Below are 18,566 nucleotides of genomic sequence, written 5' to 3'. Positions count from 1 at the left end.
TTCTGCAAATAATCTCTTGGTTTGTAAATGAAAAAAAACTTGGAGAACTGCATAACACGCAGCCGCATATTCAGTATCAGGTGCAGCGCTTTGTGGTGAAACATCACAGCGAATGGCTGAAGGATGGCATGTCAGCACTGTGGCAGGCCGCGCTGGATGAACAGGCGAAGAAATACCCGGACATGGCGCTGTATAAACGCGATTTCATTAATAAACTGGTGTGGATGAAGGATGTGCCGGAGATCCGCAGCAGCGAAGCGCTGTGGCATATGCATCCGGTGGTGTTCCTTGATGCAATAAAAGCTGATGAATATGATTTCTCAACAAGAGAAAGCACGATCAGAGCCATCGTTGCAGAAAGTAAGAAACTAGGTTTTTCTCTCAACACCCAAGTTGCTTATATTTTAGCCACGGTCAAGCGCGAGACAGGAGATACTTTCAGACCAGTCAGAGAAGGGGATTGGGCAGGCCACACCTCAACGGATGATTACAGACGAACCCACTACAGGTATTATCCGTATTATGCCGTGGATTTGTCCAAATCACATGGGATTATAACTACCGAGCTTATTCCGAGAAATTAGGGGTTGATCTGGTTGCTGATCCAGACAAAACCTTAGATCCACATATTGCGCTGTTTATTCTTATCGATGGTTTCAAGAATGGAGTGTTCACTGGTAAAAAATTAACCGATTATGTCAGTACCACTAGCACTGATTTTTATCACGCAAGACGCTGTATCAATGGTCTTTATCATGCAGAACAAATCAAAGGCTTTGCTGATTATTTTTTAAGCAAATTGGATGCGGGAGAATGGCAATGAGGAAATACATACCATTGGTGTTAATCATTTTAAGCGGATACACATTTGCCAGTGAACTGAGATGCGGCTGGTTACAAAACCCCAGTCCAGCCAATCAGTGGCTCACAGATCGAGACGGTACATGGGATATTTCCTTGCAAGGTGGCTATTCTTCATCAGGAATAGAAAAGCTAAAAGATTTCCCGGATGATCAATATGTTAGAACCAATGGAAATTACGGATATGGATGCTCCTGCATCAGGGTCGATGTGAACACCAAAGAGAAAAAAATCACTCAAATATACAGTTCCAAAGTACTCCCACTTGAGCGCTGTCAGTCAGATAAAAAACTCCCTCTTCCCTAAACATTTAAGCATACGCGGAGGTATTATTCCCTCCGCGAGTATTAACTTTTCTTAAAAATCCTTAGCGTTAAGCTCAAAAGTCGCCCCTACCCAACATCCATTACTTGCTTACAAAATCTGATGGTTTTTTTCGATCACAAGGGGCAATTCAACCTCATCAGCAGCAGGTGCATATCAGGTAATGGGGTATACTTGGAATGATCCCAAAATGATCTCACATTGTACGCAAGCAGGTATTGTAGACTTCATACCAAAATATCAAGATGAGTTTTGCGTTATAATATTCAAATATAAAAGAAAACACTCTTTAGATAAAATTATTTCTGGTGATATTGAAGGCGCGTTAGACATATTAAGTTATGAATGGGCAAGTCTCCCTCCAGGTCGATATGGGCAGCCAGCTAAAACCAAACAAGAAGCACTTTCATATTATAATCTATATTTTGATGAAGAACTTAAAGGAAAAACAGATCTTCATCTTGACATTGGATATATTAGAAAAATATCGGAGTAAAAATAATGAAAATATGGCCTTTTACTTTATTATTGATATCAGTAGCAACACATGCAGACTCGAATTTCGGCATGTGAAGTACTAGTTGTGATGATGACAGTTTCTCTATTCTTATCGACAACAAACCCAGTCCACTTGTTGTTAATGACAACCAGATCGTTGTTAATGTTCATGCTAAGGAAATATCCAAAGATAAAGTTGATATTTTCTATGATAGCGAAGCCGATCTTGGTCGAGGTGGAATGAATTTTGATTGGAAAAATGTAAGTTCAACTACCCCACTGGCGGAGCTAACTATCGTTAATCAATATGGAGAATTACGATGAAAAGGATTTTACGATAATAAAAAATCAAAATATTATTGGGTGAATGACCCTGATTTTGTACAATTTTATGCAGAAAACGGCGTAATCAAATTGCATAAATGCAATAAATAATGAATATTGCGAAGGGGCGAAACCTGTCAGTAATTCTGTGTAATTGCCCACTCGTTATAGGCGATCGCTAAGGCGATCACCGAACTCGATAATAAAACGGCTCATCGCAAGCCGCCAGTTCTGGATCGACATGCTCCATTTTTTGATGCATCCTTGATCGCCAGATAAATAACCTTCCGCACTGGGTCGTCCGTCGGGAACACCTTGCGTTTCTTTATCGACTGACGGATCACGCTGTTCAGCGATTCGATGGCATTCGTGATGTAGATGGCTTTGCGGCTATCGGGCGAGTTCGGCAGCAAGTGCCCTGAGTTTCTTTTCGTCCATAATTTTCCTGTCTTCGTTGTTGGAGTGAACATTTCAAAAACAGGCAATTACATAAATTTGTGTACAAGCTCATGCAAATCCCTTAACCATCGGCCAGCTTTAGCAGACTCAGCAAACATCCGGGCAGTCAGGGGCTTTCTTGTCTTTTCCACTTCTTTTCTCTTTGCCTTAAACCATCGAGTCAGCAAGGGTAAATTCTCCCACGGGAAGTAATGGCGCCAGTGTATATCTGACACATCAACATCAAAGCGTTTACCATAATTCTCAACCGCATACAGGAATTCATCGCCTTCCGCATAATCCTGTAAAAGAGTATCTAACTCTAATGGAATTTCCTTCCAGTCGTCAGACAGGACGATCGATAACTCATCCCTAAAAAATGATAATACCTGCTCTTCAACGCTGGTTTCATTCATTAGAAAGATGTCAATGCAATACGGTCTTCAGACCGCGCTATTAAGTTATATTGCCTTCTCGTATCAGCGGCAACTAGTTGTAGAGGAATCACAACTTCAGCATAACCCAACCACGGAATGGAGCGCCCAATAAAAGCTGCATCCATTAGTAACCCTTTAATCCCCACAGGAGTTGGTCGTTAATCGTACACCTGTGCAATCGGACTGGGAAAGGTTTCTTTCGCAAAAATTTCTAATTTATTCTCAAGCCAGACCATCAATCACATAACAGACTGTAGAAAGTGGGAACCTATGCAAATACCGCCTGATGATTCCTTATCCGCTTTTCTTATGACCAACAACGTGCCACAAGTGTGTCCATGATGTGCTGTATACGGCGAATCCCTCTCCCCACCGTTGCCGCTTTTTGCTAAAGTCCGGCCAGCAATTTTTTTGATAACCGCCCGGTCAGAGAGCGGCAGACGACGGAAGACAACATGACCAGACCTCTTAACGAACAGTACGGTATCAGCGTGGCCGCGCTCGGAATGCTCAATTACCTCCAGCGGATTTCCCGCGGCGATCCGGCGTTCTCTATCCAGGATACCGTGCTGAATCATCGCTGCAACGTGACGCCTGCGGATAACTTCAGCCTGCTCGATCAGCTGTTTGATGCCGGAAAGGTCGACTATGATTATCGCGGTAGCGGCCTTGACGGCGAGCGGCACGTCAAGCTGGTACGCTAAACCGGTCCGGTTAAAAAACAGCCTGGCTGATGCCCCGTTAATCCATAGACGTTCACCGCCAGGAAAAAGGTTTATATCATGCACGTGCGTCCCTTTACCGAAGCCGATCGCCCCTTTTTACGCACGCTGTTTCTGGCCTCGCGTCGGGCAAACTGGCACTGGCTGGATGACAGCGACTGGCAGCTGGAAGACTTTGACCGGGTGACGCTGGGAGAACGTATTCTGGTTGCCGAAGAGGATGGACACCGCACCGGCTTCGCGGCCGTGCTGCCCAACGACAATTTCCTGCACAGCCTTTTTGTCGATCCCGCCTGGCAGGGGCGCGGCGTTGGCACGACCCTGCTGGACGCCGTGCAGCAAAGCTTTACCTCTACAGGTGCGCTTAAATGCATGAAAGCCAATGCGGCGGCGGTAAAGTTCTATCAGAAGCATGGCTGGAAGGTGATAACCGATGGGGAAAGTGAGCACGGTGAATACTGGCTGATGCACTACGTCCTGTGAGCAGCGCGCTCAGCGCCGCCGTGGCCTTCTACTCCCGGCTGGGGAACCGGGAGAGAGGCGCAATCAGATCACGCGGAATGCGATGTCGTCAGGGATAACGTCGCCCTGCCAGTAAAGCTGTGCAGCGACCGCGCCCGCCAGCTCACGGTAAATGCGGGTAAACTCACTTTCCGGCCGGCGAACCACGGTTGGCTGTCCGTCATCCAGATCTTCCCTGAGCGTGATATGCAGCGGCAGCTGGCTCAGCAGGCGCGTATGATACTGCTCCGCCAGTTTCAGCGCGCCGCCGCTGCCGAAAATCGCTTCGTGATGGCCGCACTGGCTGCAAATATGCATGCTCATGTTTTCCACGATGCCCAGCACCGGCACATTCACTTTTTCAAACATTACAATGCCTTTGCGGGCGTCAACCAGCGCAATATCCTGTGGCGTGGTCACCACCAGCGCGCCGGTAACCGGAACGTTTTGCGCCAGCGTCAGCTGGATATCGCCCGTTCCCGGCGGCATATCCAGCACCAGATAATCCAGATCGGGCCACAGCGTTTCGTTAAGCAGCTGCATCAGCGCCTTGCTGGCCATCGGGCCGCGCCATACCATCGCGTTGTCATCGGTGACCAGGTAGCCGATGGAGTTGGTCGCCAGGCCATGCGCCATAATCGGCGCCATATGGGTGCCGTCCGGCGAGGTTGGCCGCTCGTCGCGCGTTCCCAGCATGTCGGGGATTGACGGACCGTAAATATCCGCATCGAGCAGGCCCACTTTCGCCCCTTCGGCAGCCAGCGCCAGCGCCAGATTGACCGCCGTGCTGGACTTGCCGACGCCGCCCTTTCCGGAGCTGACGGCGATAAGGTTCTTCACCCCCTTCACGCCCGCCTGGTTTTTCACCCGTTTCATGGTGGCGACCTCATGCTTCAGCCGCCAGCTGATCGCTTCAGCGCCGGTGAGCCGCAGCAGTTCCGCGCTGGTTTGCTCCTGTAGCGCCTCAAACCCGCTGTTCCAGACAAACGGCATCACCAGATCGATATGCAGCGTATTGTCCAGCAGCGTGCAGTGGTGCAGCGCTTTCAGCGTGGTCAGGTTATGCGTCAGCGTGGTGTGCTCGAACGCCGTTAACACGCCCATCACCATCGCGCGCAGCGCCTCCGGTGAGTGTTGCCCCTGGGATTGTGACTTCATCCGGGCTCCTTGTTTTCATTGTTGGTTTTCGTGTTTTAAGCATATCAGAAGTGACTGGATATGAGACGCCGGGAAATCAAAAACGGCGCGGGGATCGCGGGAATGTTTACGCAGGGACGACACTCAGTTACCATCTAAGCCCCCTATTTAAACAGGTATAGCAAGTCTCACTATGACTCAAGTCGCGAAAAAAATATTGGTAACGTGCGCACTGCCGTACGCTAACGGTTCCATTCATCTCGGCCACATGCTCGAGCATATCCAGGCAGATATTTGGGTTCGTTACCAGCGAATGCGCGGCAACCAGGTTTACTTCATCTGTGCGGACGACGCGCACGGTACCCCGATCATGCTGAAGGCGCAGCAGCTGGGTATCGAACCTGAACAGATGATTGCCGAAATGAGTCAGGAACATCAGACCGATTTTGCCGGCTTTAACATCAGCTACGATAACTATCACTCCACGCACAGTGATGAGAACCGCGAGCTTTCCGCGCTGATCTATACCCGTCTGAAAGAGAATGGTTTTATCAAGAACCGCACTATTTCGCAGCTCTACGATCCGGAAAAAGGCATGTTCCTGCCCGATCGTTTTGTGAAGGGAACCTGCCCGAAATGCAAATCGCCCGATCAGTATGGCGATAACTGCGAAGTCTGTAGCGCCACCTACAGCCCGACCGAGCTTATCGATCCGAAGTCCGTGGTCTCCGGCGCCACGCCGGTGCTGCGTGACTCTGAACACTTCTTCTTCGATCTGCCGGAATTCAGCGCCATGTTACAGGCCTGGACGCGCTCTGGCGCGCTGCAGGAGCAGGTTGCGAACAAAATGCAGGAGTGGTTCGAGTCAGGCCTGCATCAGTGGGATATCTCCCGCGATGCCCCCTACTTCGGTTTTGAAATCCCAGGGGCGCCGGGCAAATATTTTTACGTCTGGCTGGATGCGCCTATCGGCTATATGGGCTCGTTCAAAAACCTGTGCGACAAGCGCGGCAATATCGATTTTGACGCCTTCTGGCAGAAAGACTCCGATGCCGATCTTTATCATTTTATCGGTAAAGATATCGTCTACTTCCACAGCCTGTTCTGGCCTGCGATGCTGGAAGGCAGTAATTTCCGCAAGCCGACCAACCTGTTTGTTCACGGCTACGTGACGGTGAACGGCGCGAAGATGTCCAAATCGCGCGGCACCTTTATTAAAGCCAGCACCTGGTTGCAGCATCTCGATGCTGACAGCCTGCGTTACTACTACGCGGCGAAACTTTCGTCACGCATTGACGATATTGACCTGAATCTGGAAGATTTTGTGCAGCGCGTTAACGCCGATATCGTGAACAAAGTGGTTAACCTCGCGTCGCGTAACGCGGGCTTTATCAATAAACGCTTTGACGGCAAGCTCTCGGCTGAACTGGCCGATCCGGCGCTTTATAAAACCTTTACCGATGCGTCAGCCAGCATTGGCGAAGCCTGGAGCAGCCGCGAGTTTGGCCGCGCCGTGCGTGAAATTATGGCGCTGGCTGATGTGGCCAACCGCTATGTGGATGAGCAGGCTCCGTGGGTGGTGGCGAAGCAGGAAGGCCGCGACGCCGATTTGCAGGCCATCTGCTCAATGGGCATTAATATGTTCCGCGTCCTGATGACCTGGCTCAAGCCGGTGCTGCCGTCGCTGAGCGAGCGCGCTGAAGCCTTCCTGAATCAGGAGCTGAGCTGGGAGGGCATTGAACAGCCGCTGCTGGACCATAAGGTCGCCGGCTTTAAGGCGCTCTACAGCCGCGTGGAGATGGACAAGGTTAACGCGCTGATTGAGGCGTCGAAGGAAGATGCCGCGGCCGCCAGCAAGCCCGCGCTGACCGGTCCGCTGGCCGACGATCCGATTCAGGAAACCATCAGCTTTGATGATTTCGCTAAGGTCGATATGCGTATTGCGCGCATTGAGAACGCCGAACTCGTGGAGAAGTCGGACAAGCTGCTGCGCCTGACGCTGGATCTGGGCGGCGAAACCCGCCAGGTCTTCTCCGGCATCCGTGCGGCCTACCCCGATCCCGCCGTGCTGGTGGGGCGTCTGACGGTGATGGTCGCGAACCTGGCGCCGCGTAAAATGCGCTTCGGTCTTTCCGAAGGGATGGTGATGGCCGCAGGCCCTGGCGGTGAAGATATTTTCCTGCTGGCACCTGACAGCGGTGCGCAGCCCGGTATGCAGGTGAAGTAACCGCCTGACCGGTAAAACCAGAAAGGGGCGAGCTGATTCGCCCCTTTTTTTATCCTCAGAGCGTGAGCCATAGCACGCTTTATTATTTCGACGTATGATTAACGTTCTGAATACCGGGAGCTTATCATGCGCAGCGCGCTGTCCGTTATCTGGCGTTATTTACGCGCCTTTATCATTATCTACCTCTGCCTTTATGCCGGCATCGGCCTGGCCGCCCTGCTTCCCGTCACCATTCCGGGCAGTATCTTAGGCATGCTGATCCTCTTTTTCCTGCTCGCTTTCCGTCTGCTGCCCGTAAGCTGGGTTAAGCCCGGCAGCCTTCTGCTGATCCGCTATATGGCGCTGCTGTTTGTGCCGATAAGCGTGGGCGTGATGAGCTATATGGATGTGCTGACCGCCCAGTTCGGCCCGATTGTGGTCTCCTGCGTCGCCAGCACCTTTATCGTTCTGCTGACCGTCGGACTGACCTCGCACCGGGTGCACGGCAGGGTGCCGACAAAGAAAGGGGTGGGCGATGAGTGATATCTGGTGGTCGCTACCGCTGACCGTCCTGGTCTTCTTCGCCGCCCGCAAGCTGGCGGCGAAGGTGAAAATCTCGCTGCTGAATCCGCTACTGATCTCCATGGCGGTGATTATTCCCCTGCTGCTGCTGTTGCAGATGCCTTACGCGCGCTACTTTCAGGGCAGCGCCGTGCTGAACCACCTTCTTCAGCCTGCCGTCGTGGCGCTGGCGCTGCCGCTCTATGAGCAGATGCATCAGATCCGCGCGCGATGGAAATCGATTTTCGGCATCTGCTTTATTGGCAGCCTGACCGCGATGATCTCCGGCACGGCCATCGCGCTGTGGATGGGGGCAACGCCGCAGATTGCCGCCACCATTCTGCCCAAGTCGGTGACCACACCGATTGCCATGGCTATCTCCGGCACGCTTGGTGGCATTCCCGCTATCAGCGCTATATGCGTACTGATCGCCGGCGTGCTGGGCGCGGTATTCGGTCATATGCTGCTTAATCTCTTTAACATAAAGGGCAAACCTTCACGCGGACTGGCGATAGGCAATGCCTCTCACGCGCTGGGGACCGCGCGCTGCGTTGAGCTGGACTATCAGGAAGGCGCATGGAGTTCGCTGGCGCTGGTGATCTGCGGCATCATTACCTCGCTGCTGGCCCCTTTTGTTTTCCCGCTGCTGATGGCGCTCTGGGGATAAAACTTGCGATAAGTCCCGCATTTAAAAAATGAATTTCATAAATTACATTGTAAATGTGATAAAAATCACATACAACGCGGTGACGGCCCGCCAGAATAAGCGGCCGACCACCCTGAGAGGCCCGATATGCACCCACGTTTCCAGACCGCTTTTGCCACGCTGCCCACCCTGCTGCAAAGCGCCCTGCAACCCATTCTTGCTGCCGATGACTTTGCCGCTTTTCTGACGCCGGAACAGTGTGATGAGGTCAAAAACCATACCGGCCTGAACGACAGCGAGCTGGCTTTTGCCCTGCTGCCGCTGGCGGCGGCCTGCGCCGTAACGCCGCTGTCCAACTTTAACGTGGGCGCGCTGGCACGCGGGCGCAGCGGACATCTCTATTTTGGCGCCAATATGGAGTTTGCCGGCAGCACCATGCAGCAGACGGTACACGCCGAGCAGAGCGCCATTACGCACGCCTGGCTGCGGGGCGAGTCGTCGCTGGAGGCTATCACCGTAAACTATACGCCCTGTGGTCACTGCCGACAGTTTATGAACGAGCTTAACAGCGGCACCGCCCTGAACATCCATCTGCCGGGCCGGGAACCGTCCACGCTGGGCGACTACCTGCCGGATGCCTTCGGCCCGCGCGATCTGGATATCAAGACGCTGCTGCTGGATGAGGTCGATCACGGTTTTCCGCTGAAGGGCGACCCGCTCAGCCAGGCGGCGCTTCAGGCCGCTAACCGCAGCCATGCGCCTTACACGGAGGCCTGGAGCGGTGTGGCATTGCAGAGTGAAGATGGGGCGATTTTCGCCGGAAGCTATGCGGAAAATGCGGCGTTTAACCCCAGCCTCCCCCCGCTTCAGGGCGCACTGAACCTGCTCAGTCTTTCCGGGCACGACGTGCTGAAAATCCAGCGGGCGGTGCTGGCGGAAGCGCCTGATGCGAAGGTCATTCAGCGCCAGGCGACCCTGGCCACGCTACAGGCGCTTGGCTGCGCCAATGTCACCACCGTCCCGCTGCAGTAACCCCGCCTGCGGCGTCGTCGCACCCAGCTCACAGCTTTTGTTATCAGCAGGTAACAAAAGCTGTACTTTCAGATGAATTATTTTAGGATTGGGCCCACATCCCGATTTGATGAGTAGATTGCATGGAACTTGAGTACGAAAGTAAACGTCCGCTTTATATCCCTTATGCTGGTCCTATTTTGCTGGAATTCCCCCTGCTGAATAAAGGCAGCGCTTTCTCGGTTGAGGAGCGCAACGAATTCAACCTGCGCGGCCTGCTGCCAGAGACGGTGGAAACCATTGAAGAGCAGGCCAAGCGCGCCTGGCGCCAGTTTCAGGATTTTAAAAACGATAACGATAAGCACGTTTACCTGCGTAATATCCAGGATACCAACGAGACGCTATTCTACCGCCTGCTGGATAATCATCTGGAAGAGATGATGCCAATCATTTATACCCCGACGGTAGGCGCCGCCTGCGAACACTTCTCAGAGATCTATCGTCGCGCCCGTGGCGTGTTTATCTCTTACCCTAACCGCGGCAACATTGAAGATATGTTGCAGAACGCCACCAAGCAGAACGTTAAAGTGATCGTTGTCACCGACGGCGAACGCATTCTTGGCCTGGGCGATCAGGGCATCGGCGGTATGGGTATTCCCATCGGCAAACTGTCGCTTTATACCGCCTGTGGCGGCATCAGCCCGGCCTACACCCTGCCGGTGGTACTGGATGTGGGCACCAATAACCCGCAGTTGCTGAACGATCCGCTCTATATGGGCTGGCGTCATCCGCGTATTACTGGCGAAGAGTATGACAACTTCGTCAATGAATTTATTCAGGCGGTAAAAAGCCGCTGGCCAAACGTGCTGCTGCAGTTTGAAGACTTTGCGCAGAAGAATGCGATGCCGCTGCTGGAGCGCTACCGCGATGAAGTGTGCTGCTTCAACGATGACATTCAGGGCACCGCCGCCGTTACCCTCGGTACGCTGATTGCCGCGAGTCGCGCGGCGGGCAGTAAAATGAGCGAGCAGACAGTGGTGTTCCTCGGCGCCGGCTCCGCGGGCTGCGGCATTGCCGAACAGATTATCGCGCAGATGAAATCGGAAGGGCTGAGCGACGAAGAGGCTCGCGCCCGGGTCTTCATGGTGGACCGCTTCGGCCTGCTGACCGATAAGCTGCCGAACCTGCTGAACTTCCAGAGCAAGCTGGTCCAGAAAAGCGACGCGCTGGCAGGCTGGGACGTCACCTCTGACTCCCTCTCGCTGCTGGATGTGGTGCGTAACGCGCATCCGGATATCCTGATTGGCGTTTCCGGCCAGCCGGGCCTGTTCAGCGAAGAGATCATCCGCGAGATGCATAAGCACTGCCCACGCCCTATTGTGATGCCGCTCTCCAACCCGACCTCACGCGTTGAGGCCACGCCGCAGGATATTATTGCCTGGACCGAAGGCGCGGCGCTGGTTGCCACCGGCAGCCCGTTCGCCCCGGCCATGTGGAAAGAGAAGGTTTTCCCGATTGCCCAGTGCAATAACTCCTACATCTTCCCCGGCATCGGGCTTGGCGTGATCGCCTCCGGCGCCACCCGCGTCACTGACAGCATGCTGATGGCCGCCAGCCGGGCGCTGGCTGACTGCTCGCCGCTGGTCAATGACGGTGTTGGCCCGGTGCTGCCGGAAGTGAAAGATATTCAGGGCGTGTCAAAGCTGATCGCGATGGCGGTTGGCAAGGCGGCACAGCTGGCGGGCGTCGCCGTGGTCACCTCGGAAGATGTGCTTTCACGCGCCATTGCCGCCAACTTCTGGCTGCCGCAGTACCGTAACTATCGTCGTACCTCTATCTGAGGAGAGCCGCCGGGTACATCCGTACCCGGCCTGCTTCCATCCCGTCTGATATCCCGCACCGTGACGGGCCAACCTCGGACGGCTACCAGCCGGCAGGTCGCCCGCAATCCGTACTGTTATCCACGCATCCCCGATCCCGGACATGCTCCATCCGCCGGTCTCTTCTCAGCTTTCCATGGTCATCAACAGAATATATCGGTCTGGCACCCGGCTGTATCGCAGGTTTATCCTGACGCGCATCGTAATCCGTGGAGATACAAGCCGTGAGCGCCACGCTAAGTAACAGGACAGAAGATTGTAGAAGTTTCATTTCAGCTCCATCTAAAATTGCGGTGAAAAAGAGTAAACGCAATACTTAATGCGTGTCGTACCGGGAGGGATCGTAAAACAATCTCTGCGTTGCGGTTTCGATGAATGTCTCTTTTTCAGCATAAGTGAGATCCAAAACAGCATCCGGCAGAGGGCCTCCTGAGCTTGCCTCCGACAATAAGCCGTCTCAGCGTCGCTTCTGACTGCGCCCGGATGCCAGGCCCGCTCGGCGTGTCGGTGTCTTAACGCCGCTTTCATTTACCCTGCGGGACTGTCGCCCCTGAAAATTGTGCGAAAACCCATCATACGACGCCCCCCGGCTTGCTTCACCTGCGCAGGTAAAGTAGCCTTGAGCCACCCTTTTTCCGCAAGTCTGAGCACCGTCCGGCATGATAAAACGCTTGATATTTGGTCTTATTATCATTGTGACGCTGATAGTAGTGACCGCGCTCGGTCTCGATCGCTGGATAAGCGTCAAAACGGCCCCCTACGTTTACGACGATCTCAAGACGCTGCCTCACCGGCAGGTTGGCGTGGTGCTGGGCACCGCGAAATATTACCGGGCCGGCGGGATTAACCAGTATTACCTTTACCGCATACAGGGCGCGCTTAACGCCTATAACAGCGGCAAGGTGAATTATCTGCTGCTCAGCGGGGATAACGCGCTGCAAAGCTACAATGAACCGATGACCATGCGCCGCGACCTGATTGCCGCCGGGGTGCCCGCTTCGGATATCGTGCTGGACTACGCGGGCTTTCGCACCCTCGACTCCATCGTCCGTACCCGCAAGGTATTTGATACTAACGATTTCATCATTATTACCCAGCGCTTTCACTGCGAGCGTGCGCTGTTTATCGCGCTGCATATGGGCATCCAGGCCCAGTGCTATGCGGTGCCTTCGCCGAAAAACATGCTGAACATTCGCGTACGTGAAGTGGGTGCCCGCCTGGGTGCGCTGGCCGACCTGTTTCTGATGAAGCGTGAACCGCGCTTCCTGGGTCCGTTAGTGCCAATCCCGGCCCGCTACGAGATCCCGGAAGATGCCCAGAGCTATCCGGCCGTCACGCCGGAGCAGCTGCTGGAGATTGAGCAACAGCGGAAGAGTCACCCAGGCTAATCCGGCGCATTAATCTGAATTAATGTGCTCGCGACAGTAACGCTTGCGCCAGGCCGCTGGCGTGATGCCACGAAGTTTACGGAATATTCGCCTGAAGTAAGCCACATCGCTGAAGCCGCACAGCGATGCGATCTCCGCAAGGCTGGCTGCATCAGTCAGCAACATTTTCTCTGCCGCTATGATGCGCTGCTGATGTAATGCTGCCGTCAGCGTATTGCTGAACGTCTGGCGATAAACCCGGCCAAGATAATCCACGTTACAATGCAGCCGCTGCGCCAGCTCCATCGCGCCCAGCGGCAGATGATACTGCGTGGCGATTAGCTGTTTCGCCTTCCAGGCCAGCGCCGCGCCCGGGCCGGTCGCTGCTGATGTTTCGGCACTGCTGCGAGTGATTTCCTGTAATAACAGAATGAGCAGTAATTCCAGCGAAGGGCTTTGCTGGTTACGTGCTTGTTCATTTAAAAATAAACGAAACAGGGTTAATAAATTTTCTTCATCATGCACCTTACAATGCTGTGGAATATTTAATTGTAATGATGGACTTTCCTGCTGAACATGAGAAATATCGAAGTGCAGCCAGTAAAATTTCAGCTTCTTATCAAATACAGTTATCCCCTGATGTTTTCGCCCAGGAAATAAAAGTAAAACTTCCCCTTTATTCAGATGAAAGAGTCGATCTTCTTCCTGCAATGCGAGTGTACCATTGACCACATAGATCAATTCATAAGAGGCTAGCGTGCGGGTCGGATGTGTACCCAGACCTCGTGAAATAAAAAGTCCGCCATTCTGTACTTTCAGAGGAAAACTGACCGATAACGAAAGCATTTACCCTTCCCTTTCAGAGGTTACAGCCTGAAACTTAGCATATTTCCCATAAATTATGGCGCTCAGGCGCCGCGTTTTGATCTACTTCACAAATTACCCAGCAGGTCGGAATTGTCCCGCATTACTGCTTAATCCGCCTCTTGTTACCTGATGAACGAGATGCCAGATTAACTCACGAAATCTATTTATCCGTGTCGTGAATCTCGTTTACGCGATGTATATGACATATTAATAATGGCGCAGTACGTCCATTCCTTAATGCTTGTTTACAGACAGACTAAGAGAGGGAATAAATGATGCAAATGGAATCTATTCAGGGCGTAGCTGTGCAGGAAAGCGAACTGACCAGGCCCATCACCGTAAGCGAAAAAATAGGTTATGGTCTTGGCGATGCGGGCGGCACTATTATTACCTGCCTGATCGCTAACTTTCTGACCTTTTTTTACACCGATATTTTCGGGCTGACGCCCGCGCTGGTCGGCACATTATTTATTACTCTGCGGGTCATTGATGCCATCACCGATCCGCTGATGGGGATCGTCGCCGATCGGACACAAAGCCGCTGGGGGCGCTTCCGTCCCTGGCAATTATGGGTCGCGTTACCGATCGGCATCGCCGGCGTACTGACGTTTACCGTGCCGGATCTGGGCATGGAGGCAAAAATCCTCTGGGCATTTGTCACCTATTTTATGCTATCGATCGGTTATACGGCTATCAACGTGCCTTATTGCGCGCTGATCAACACCATGACCACCGATCATCGTGAGGTGATGTCATGCCAGGCGTGGCGCTTTGTGCTCTGCGGCGTGGCGGGTTTTGTGGTCTCCGTGGGGCTGCCCTGGTGTGTCGGTCTGGCGGGCAGAGGCGATCCCGTCGTCGGCTACCAGCGCGGCGTCGGATTGATGTGCGTCGTGGCCGTAGTCATGTTCCTGTGGTGCTTTTTTACCGTGCGTGAGCGCGTCCCCCTGACGATGCTCGGCAAGTTCAGCGTCCGCGAACATCTTCGTGGCATGCTCAAAAACGATCAGCTTCTGTTGATGTTGCTAATGTCCTTTCTGTTGATCAATGTGTTTAACCTGCGTGGCGGCGGCTATATGTATTTCATCACTTATGTGCTGAAAGGCAGTGCGGGCTATGCCTCGATGTTCTTCGGCATGGTGACGCTGGCCTCAATCCTTGGCGCGGTGATTGTTAACCAGCTGAACAAAAAGATCGATAGCGTACGGCTGTATATGGTAACTAACCTGGTGCTGGCAGCCTTTTCCACTCTCCTGTGGTTTGTACCGACCGGAGAGGCTTACCAGAACTTGTGGCTTGGGCTGATTTTTATCCACTGCGTGATCCTTGGCTTCACGCTACCGCTGCACTTCTCACTGATGGCCTTCGCTGACGATTACGGCCACTGGAAAAACGGCATCCGTTCTTCTGGTATGAATTTCGCTTTTAACCTGTTTTTTATCAAGCTTGCCTGGGCCTCCAGCGCCGGGATTATTAGCATAATATTCATTCTGGTGGCCTACCAGGCCGGACAGCAGCACCAGACTCCCGCCTCGCTGAATGGCATCACCTTATTTGAAACGCTGTTACCTGCTGCACTTCATATGATGCTGGCCGCATGCCTGTACTTCTGCAAGCTGAATAAACCCATGCTGGTGCGGATCTCCCGCGATCTGGCAAGTAAAGTCTGAGTGACAAAGGAGCTTCCATGCAATATTCCCCTGTGGATCAACTTGAGATCCCCCTTCAGCAGATCGCCGTTACCGATACTTTCTGGCTGACGTACCAGCGTCTGGTTAAGGACGTGGTGATCCCTTATCAGTGGCGTGCACTTAATGACGACGTTGCCGGAGCCGAACCCAGCCACGCGATCGCCAACTTCCGTATTGCGGCCGGCCAGCAGGAGGGCGAGTTTTACGGCATGGTTTTCCAGGACAGCGACGTAGCTAAATGGCTCGAAGCGGTCGCTTATCTGCTGGCAAAAACAGCGGATGCTCAACTGGAGAAAACCGCCGATGAAGTCATTGAACTGATTGGCAAGGTGCAGCAACCGGACGGCTATCTTAATACCTATTTCACCGTTAAAGCCCCCCAGGATCGCTGGTCTAATCTGGCGGAATGCCATGAGCTTTATTGTGCCGGGCATCTGATTGAGGCGGGTGTCGCTTATGCGCAGACGACGGGGAAAACACGGCTGCTGGCCATCGTTTGCAAGCTGGCCGATCATATCGCGACTGTATTTGGGCCGGGTGAAAATCAGTTAAAGGGGTATCCCGGTCATCCAGAGATAGAACTGGCGCTAATGCGCCTGTATGAAGCGACCGGTAACCGCCGCTATCTCGCGCTGACCGCTTACTTCGTTGATCAGCGTGGTGCGGAACCGCACTTCTACGATATCGAATATCAAAAGCGTGGCGAAACATCCTACTGGAATACTTACGGCCCGGCGTGGATGGTAAAAGATAAAGCTTATAGCCAGGCGCATCTGCCCGTCGCGCTACAGGAAACGGCCATCGGCCACGCCGTGCGCTTTGTCTATCTCTATGCAGGCGTTGCCCATCTCGCAAGGCTCAGTCAGGATCAGGAGAAGCGCAAAGTCTGCCAGCGGCTGTGGGATAACATGACGCAGAAGCAGATGTATGTTACCGGTGCCATTGGCTCTCAAAGCAGCGGCGAAGCGTTCAGCTGTGATTACGATTTGCCGAACGATACCGCCTATACCGAGACCTGCGCTTCGATTGGCCTGATGATGTTTGCCAACCGGATGCTCCAGATGGAGGCGGACAGCCGCTACGCTGACGTTATGGAGCGTGCGCTGTATAACACCGTACTGGCTGGAATGGCACTGGATGGAAAACACTTCTTCTACGTTAATCCACTGGAAGTGCATCCGAAAAGCATCCCGTTCAATCATATTTATGATCATGTTAAACCTGTTCGCCAGCGCTGGTTCGGTTGCGCCTGCTGCCCGCCCAATATTTCACGTCTGCTGGCTTCGCTCGGCCATTATATTTATACCCACCGGTCAGAAGGCATTGATATTAATTTGTATATTGGCAGCGAGGTGGAAACGGAGATTGGCGGTAAACGCCTGCGACTGAAACAGAGCGGCAACTATCCGTGGCATGAGAAGATAACGCTGGAAGTAGATTGTGAGGAGTCGCTCAGCGCTACGCTGCGGCTGCGGCTGCCCGACTGGTGCGCCGAACCAGAGGTAAGCCTGAACGGGGAAAAGCTGGATATCGCAGGATTACAACAAAACGGCTATCTGCGACTGAACCGCTGCTGGCAGAGCGGCGATAGCCTGGATCTGCTCCTCCCGATGCCGGTTACCAGAGTGAAAGGTAACCCACTGTTGCGTCATGTCGCGGGCAAGGTTGCCATCCAACGTGGTCCGCTGGTTTATTGTCTGGAACAGGCGGATAACGGTACTGAACTGCATAACCTGCAGTTACCCGCTGAAGCGACATTCCGTACGCTGGCGGGAACCGGATTATTAAGCGGCAAAACGCTATTGCAGACTGAAGGTCAACGCCGCGAGTCTGGCCTTGCAGCCAGTCAGCCGCTGTACAGCTTCAATGCGGGCCCGGCATCCTTTACGCCACAGACGCTGACTTTTGTGCCCTACTTCAGCTGGGCCAACCGGGGGGAAGGGGAAATGCGGGTCTGGATAGATGAAGCCTGAATTTAGCGTTATTCATTAATTACCAGGCTCCTTCTGATCCTGAAAGCAAAAAGGCCAGACGGCGAAGCCGTCTGGCCTTAAGGCATGGAAGGAAAATTATTTTTTCCGGGCGTACTTCAGGGAGTCCAGCGCCACCGCGAAAATGATGATGCCGCCCTTGATAATATACTGCCAGTAAGGGTTGACGCCGATATAGGTCAGACCGTAGTTGATGACGGTGAAGATCAGCACCCCGGTCACCACGCCCGCTACCGTACCCACGCCGCCCGCGAAGGAAACGCCACCCACCACACAGGCAGCGATCGCATCCAGCTCGTACATAAAGCCCAGGTTATTGGTTGCCGAACCGATACGGCCCGCTTCCAGCATCCCGGCAAAGGCGTAGAACACACCGGAGAGCGCATAAATCAGAATCAGGTTGTAGTTCACGTTCACGCCGGAAACGCGTGCCGCTTCCGGGTTGCCGCCGATAGCAAAGATGTTTTTGCCAAATCGCGTTTTATTCCACAGGATCCAGACGAAGAAGATCGCGATAGCGGCATAGAACGTAATATAAGAGAGTTTAAAATCGCCAAAGCGGATAAAACCCTGCGCGAAGGTCGAAAATCCTTCGTCAAAGCCCGCGATAGGCGAAGCGCCCACGTAATCGTAATAGAGCGAGTTAATGCCATACACGATAATCATGGTGCCCAGCGTGGTGATAAACGGCGTCACCTTCAGGTAGGCGATAATCAGGCCGTTAACCAGACCAATCAGGCCGCCGATAGCGCAGACGATGACGATAACCACCGCGATCGGTAAAGTGTCCAGCTGTGGAAACACCTTGTTGACGTTATCCATCGCCTGCAGCAGCGTTGCCGCGACCACGGCGGCCAGACCGACCTGGCGACCTGCCGAAAGATCGGTACCCTGCGTCACAATCAGTCCCGCCACGCCGAGCGCAATAATAATACGCACGGATGACTGAGTCAGAATATTACTTAAGTTCATCAGACTTAAAAATGTCGGGTCCTGGAAAATAATGATCGCCAGAAGCACCAGCAATACAACATATATCCCACCCTCTTTCAGCCAGGTGAGCGCACTTTTCTTATTTACTGCTTTCATGGTAACAGCCCTTACCCT

Annotated in this window: 18 protein-coding genes and 2 pseudogenes; 13 read left to right on the top strand and 7 right to left on the bottom strand. The window is 53.2% G+C overall.

From position 1 onward, the window contains the following. Positions 1–92: 92 nt before the first annotated feature. The 3 genes from AAH446_RS09990 to AAH446_RS09980 all read left to right on the top strand — a co-directional run bounded on the left by AAH446_RS09990 (position 93) and on the right by AAH446_RS09980 (position 1,681). Positions 93–584, top strand: a complete 492-nt coding sequence (locus tag AAH446_RS09990; protein WP_342906563.1) for a hypothetical protein — start codon at positions 93–95, stop codon at positions 582–584. Between the two features lie 235 nt (positions 585–819). Further along, positions 820–1,167 carry a DUF4087 domain-containing protein gene (locus AAH446_RS09985; protein WP_342906562.1) on the top strand — a complete coding sequence of 116 codons (348 nt, stop codon included), beginning with the start codon at positions 820–822 and terminating at the stop codon, positions 1,165–1,167. A gap of 181 nt (positions 1,168–1,348) precedes the next feature. Then, positions 1,349–1,681 carry a lysozyme family protein gene (locus AAH446_RS09980; protein ID WP_342906561.1) on the top strand — a complete coding sequence of 111 codons (333 nt, stop codon included), beginning with the start codon at positions 1,349–1,351 and terminating at the stop codon, positions 1,679–1,681. A gap of 491 nt (positions 1,682–2,172) precedes the next feature. Here AAH446_RS09980 and AAH446_RS09975 read toward each other — a convergent pair. The 3 genes and pseudogenes from AAH446_RS09975 to AAH446_RS19760 form a co-directional block, all read right to left on the bottom strand. Continuing rightward, positions 2,173–2,402, bottom strand: a pseudogene (locus tag AAH446_RS09975) (transposase); the annotation flags it as partial. Positions 2,403–2,492: 90 nt separating this feature from the next. Next, on the bottom strand, positions 2,493–2,861 hold the full coding sequence (locus tag AAH446_RS09970) for a DUF1493 family protein (RefSeq protein WP_463322798.1): 369 nt from the start codon (positions 2,859–2,861) through the stop codon (positions 2,493–2,495). Then, positions 2,861–2,998 (bottom strand): annotated as a pseudogene (locus AAH446_RS19760) (STM2901 family protein); the annotation flags it as partial. The pseudogene AAH446_RS19760 and the gene AAH446_RS09970, both read right to left, overlap by 1 nt. 339 nt (positions 2,999–3,337) lie before the next feature. On the opposite strand from AAH446_RS19760, the gene AAH446_RS09965 reads away from it, so the two are divergent. Next, entirely contained in the window at positions 3,338–3,586 is a 249-nt protein-coding gene (locus AAH446_RS09965) for a hypothetical protein (protein WP_342906560.1), read from the top strand. A gap of 78 nt (positions 3,587–3,664) precedes the next feature. Further along, entirely contained in the window at positions 3,665–4,087 is a 423-nt protein-coding gene (locus AAH446_RS09960; RefSeq protein WP_342906559.1) for a GNAT family N-acetyltransferase, read from the top strand. A gap of 63 nt (positions 4,088–4,150) precedes the next feature. Here the strand turns inward: AAH446_RS09960 and apbC are convergent, their stop codons facing one another. After that, positions 4,151–5,263, bottom strand: a complete 1,113-nt coding sequence (gene apbC / locus AAH446_RS09955; RefSeq protein ID WP_342906558.1) for an iron-sulfur cluster carrier protein ApbC — start codon at positions 5,261–5,263, stop codon at positions 4,151–4,153. 172 nt (positions 5,264–5,435) lie between these two features. On the opposite strand from apbC, the gene metG reads away from it, so the two are divergent. The 5 genes from metG to AAH446_RS09930 all read left to right on the top strand — a co-directional run bounded on the left by metG (position 5,436) and on the right by AAH446_RS09930 (position 11,507). After that, a complete protein-coding gene (metG, locus tag AAH446_RS09950; RefSeq protein ID WP_342906557.1) occupies positions 5,436–7,469 on the top strand; it encodes a methionine--tRNA ligase in 2,034 nt (677 codons plus the stop codon). Between the two features lie 126 nt (positions 7,470–7,595). Beyond that, complete coding sequence (locus tag AAH446_RS09945; RefSeq protein ID WP_342906556.1) at positions 7,596–7,991, top strand: CidA/LrgA family protein; 396 nt, start codon at positions 7,596–7,598, stop codon at positions 7,989–7,991. Further along, positions 7,984–8,676 (top strand): CidB/LrgB family autolysis modulator, encoded by a 693-nt coding sequence (locus tag AAH446_RS09940; protein ID WP_342906555.1) that lies wholly within the window; start codon positions 7,984–7,986, stop codon positions 8,674–8,676. The genes AAH446_RS09945 and AAH446_RS09940 overlap by 8 nt, the downstream gene beginning before the upstream one ends. Positions 8,677–8,802: 126 nt before the next feature. Next, the gene (gene cdd / locus AAH446_RS09935; RefSeq protein WP_342906554.1) at positions 8,803–9,687 is read left to right on the top strand and encodes a cytidine deaminase; all 885 of its coding nucleotides are present in this window, start codon (positions 8,803–8,805) and stop codon (positions 9,685–9,687) included. Between the two features lie 122 nt (positions 9,688–9,809). Then, positions 9,810–11,507 carry an NAD-dependent malic enzyme gene (locus AAH446_RS09930; RefSeq protein ID WP_342906553.1) on the top strand — a complete coding sequence of 566 codons (1,698 nt, stop codon included), beginning with the start codon at positions 9,810–9,812 and terminating at the stop codon, positions 11,505–11,507. A gap of 82 nt (positions 11,508–11,589) precedes the next feature. Here the strand turns inward: AAH446_RS09930 and AAH446_RS09925 are convergent, their stop codons facing one another. After that, the gene (locus AAH446_RS09925; protein WP_342906552.1) at positions 11,590–11,817 is read right to left on the bottom strand and encodes a hypothetical protein; all 228 of its coding nucleotides are present in this window, start codon (positions 11,815–11,817) and stop codon (positions 11,590–11,592) included. 388 nt (positions 11,818–12,205) lie between these two features. Here AAH446_RS09925 and sanA point away from each other — a divergent pair, with 388 nt between their 5' ends. After that, the gene (gene sanA, locus AAH446_RS09920; protein WP_342906551.1) at positions 12,206–12,934 is read left to right on the top strand and encodes an outer membrane permeability protein SanA; all 729 of its coding nucleotides are present in this window, start codon (positions 12,206–12,208) and stop codon (positions 12,932–12,934) included. Between the two features lie 9 nt (positions 12,935–12,943). Here sanA and AAH446_RS09915 read toward each other — a convergent pair whose 3' ends face one another. Next, positions 12,944–13,759 carry an AraC family transcriptional regulator gene (locus tag AAH446_RS09915; RefSeq protein ID WP_342906550.1) on the bottom strand — a complete coding sequence of 272 codons (816 nt, stop codon included), beginning with the start codon at positions 13,757–13,759 and terminating at the stop codon, positions 12,944–12,946. 302 nt (positions 13,760–14,061) lie between these two features. On the opposite strand from AAH446_RS09915, the gene AAH446_RS09910 reads away from it, so the two are divergent. Together AAH446_RS09910 and AAH446_RS09905 are read left to right on the top strand one after the other, a co-directional pair. Further along, positions 14,062–15,447 (top strand): MFS transporter, encoded by a 1,386-nt coding sequence (locus AAH446_RS09910; RefSeq protein WP_463322802.1) that lies wholly within the window; start codon positions 14,062–14,064, stop codon positions 15,445–15,447. Between the two features lie 32 nt (positions 15,448–15,479). After that, positions 15,480–17,441: a glycoside hydrolase family 127 protein gene (locus AAH446_RS09905; RefSeq protein WP_342906755.1), complete on the top strand. Its 1,962-nt coding sequence runs from the start codon at positions 15,480–15,482 to the stop codon at positions 17,439–17,441. Positions 17,442–17,537: 96 nt separating this feature from the next. Here AAH446_RS09905 and mglC read toward each other — a convergent pair whose 3' ends face one another. Further along, positions 17,538–18,548, bottom strand: a complete 1,011-nt coding sequence (mglC, locus tag AAH446_RS09900; RefSeq protein ID WP_342906549.1) for a galactose/methyl galactoside ABC transporter permease MglC — start codon at positions 18,546–18,548, stop codon at positions 17,538–17,540. Positions 18,549–18,566: the final 18 nt, after the last annotated feature.

Source organism: Erwinia psychrophila (assembly GCF_039023475.1).
Lineage (GTDB): Bacteria > Pseudomonadota > Gammaproteobacteria > Enterobacterales > Enterobacteriaceae > Erwinia.
Note: the sequence above shows the minus strand (reverse complement) of the source record. Positions and strands in the feature narration are given on the sequence as shown.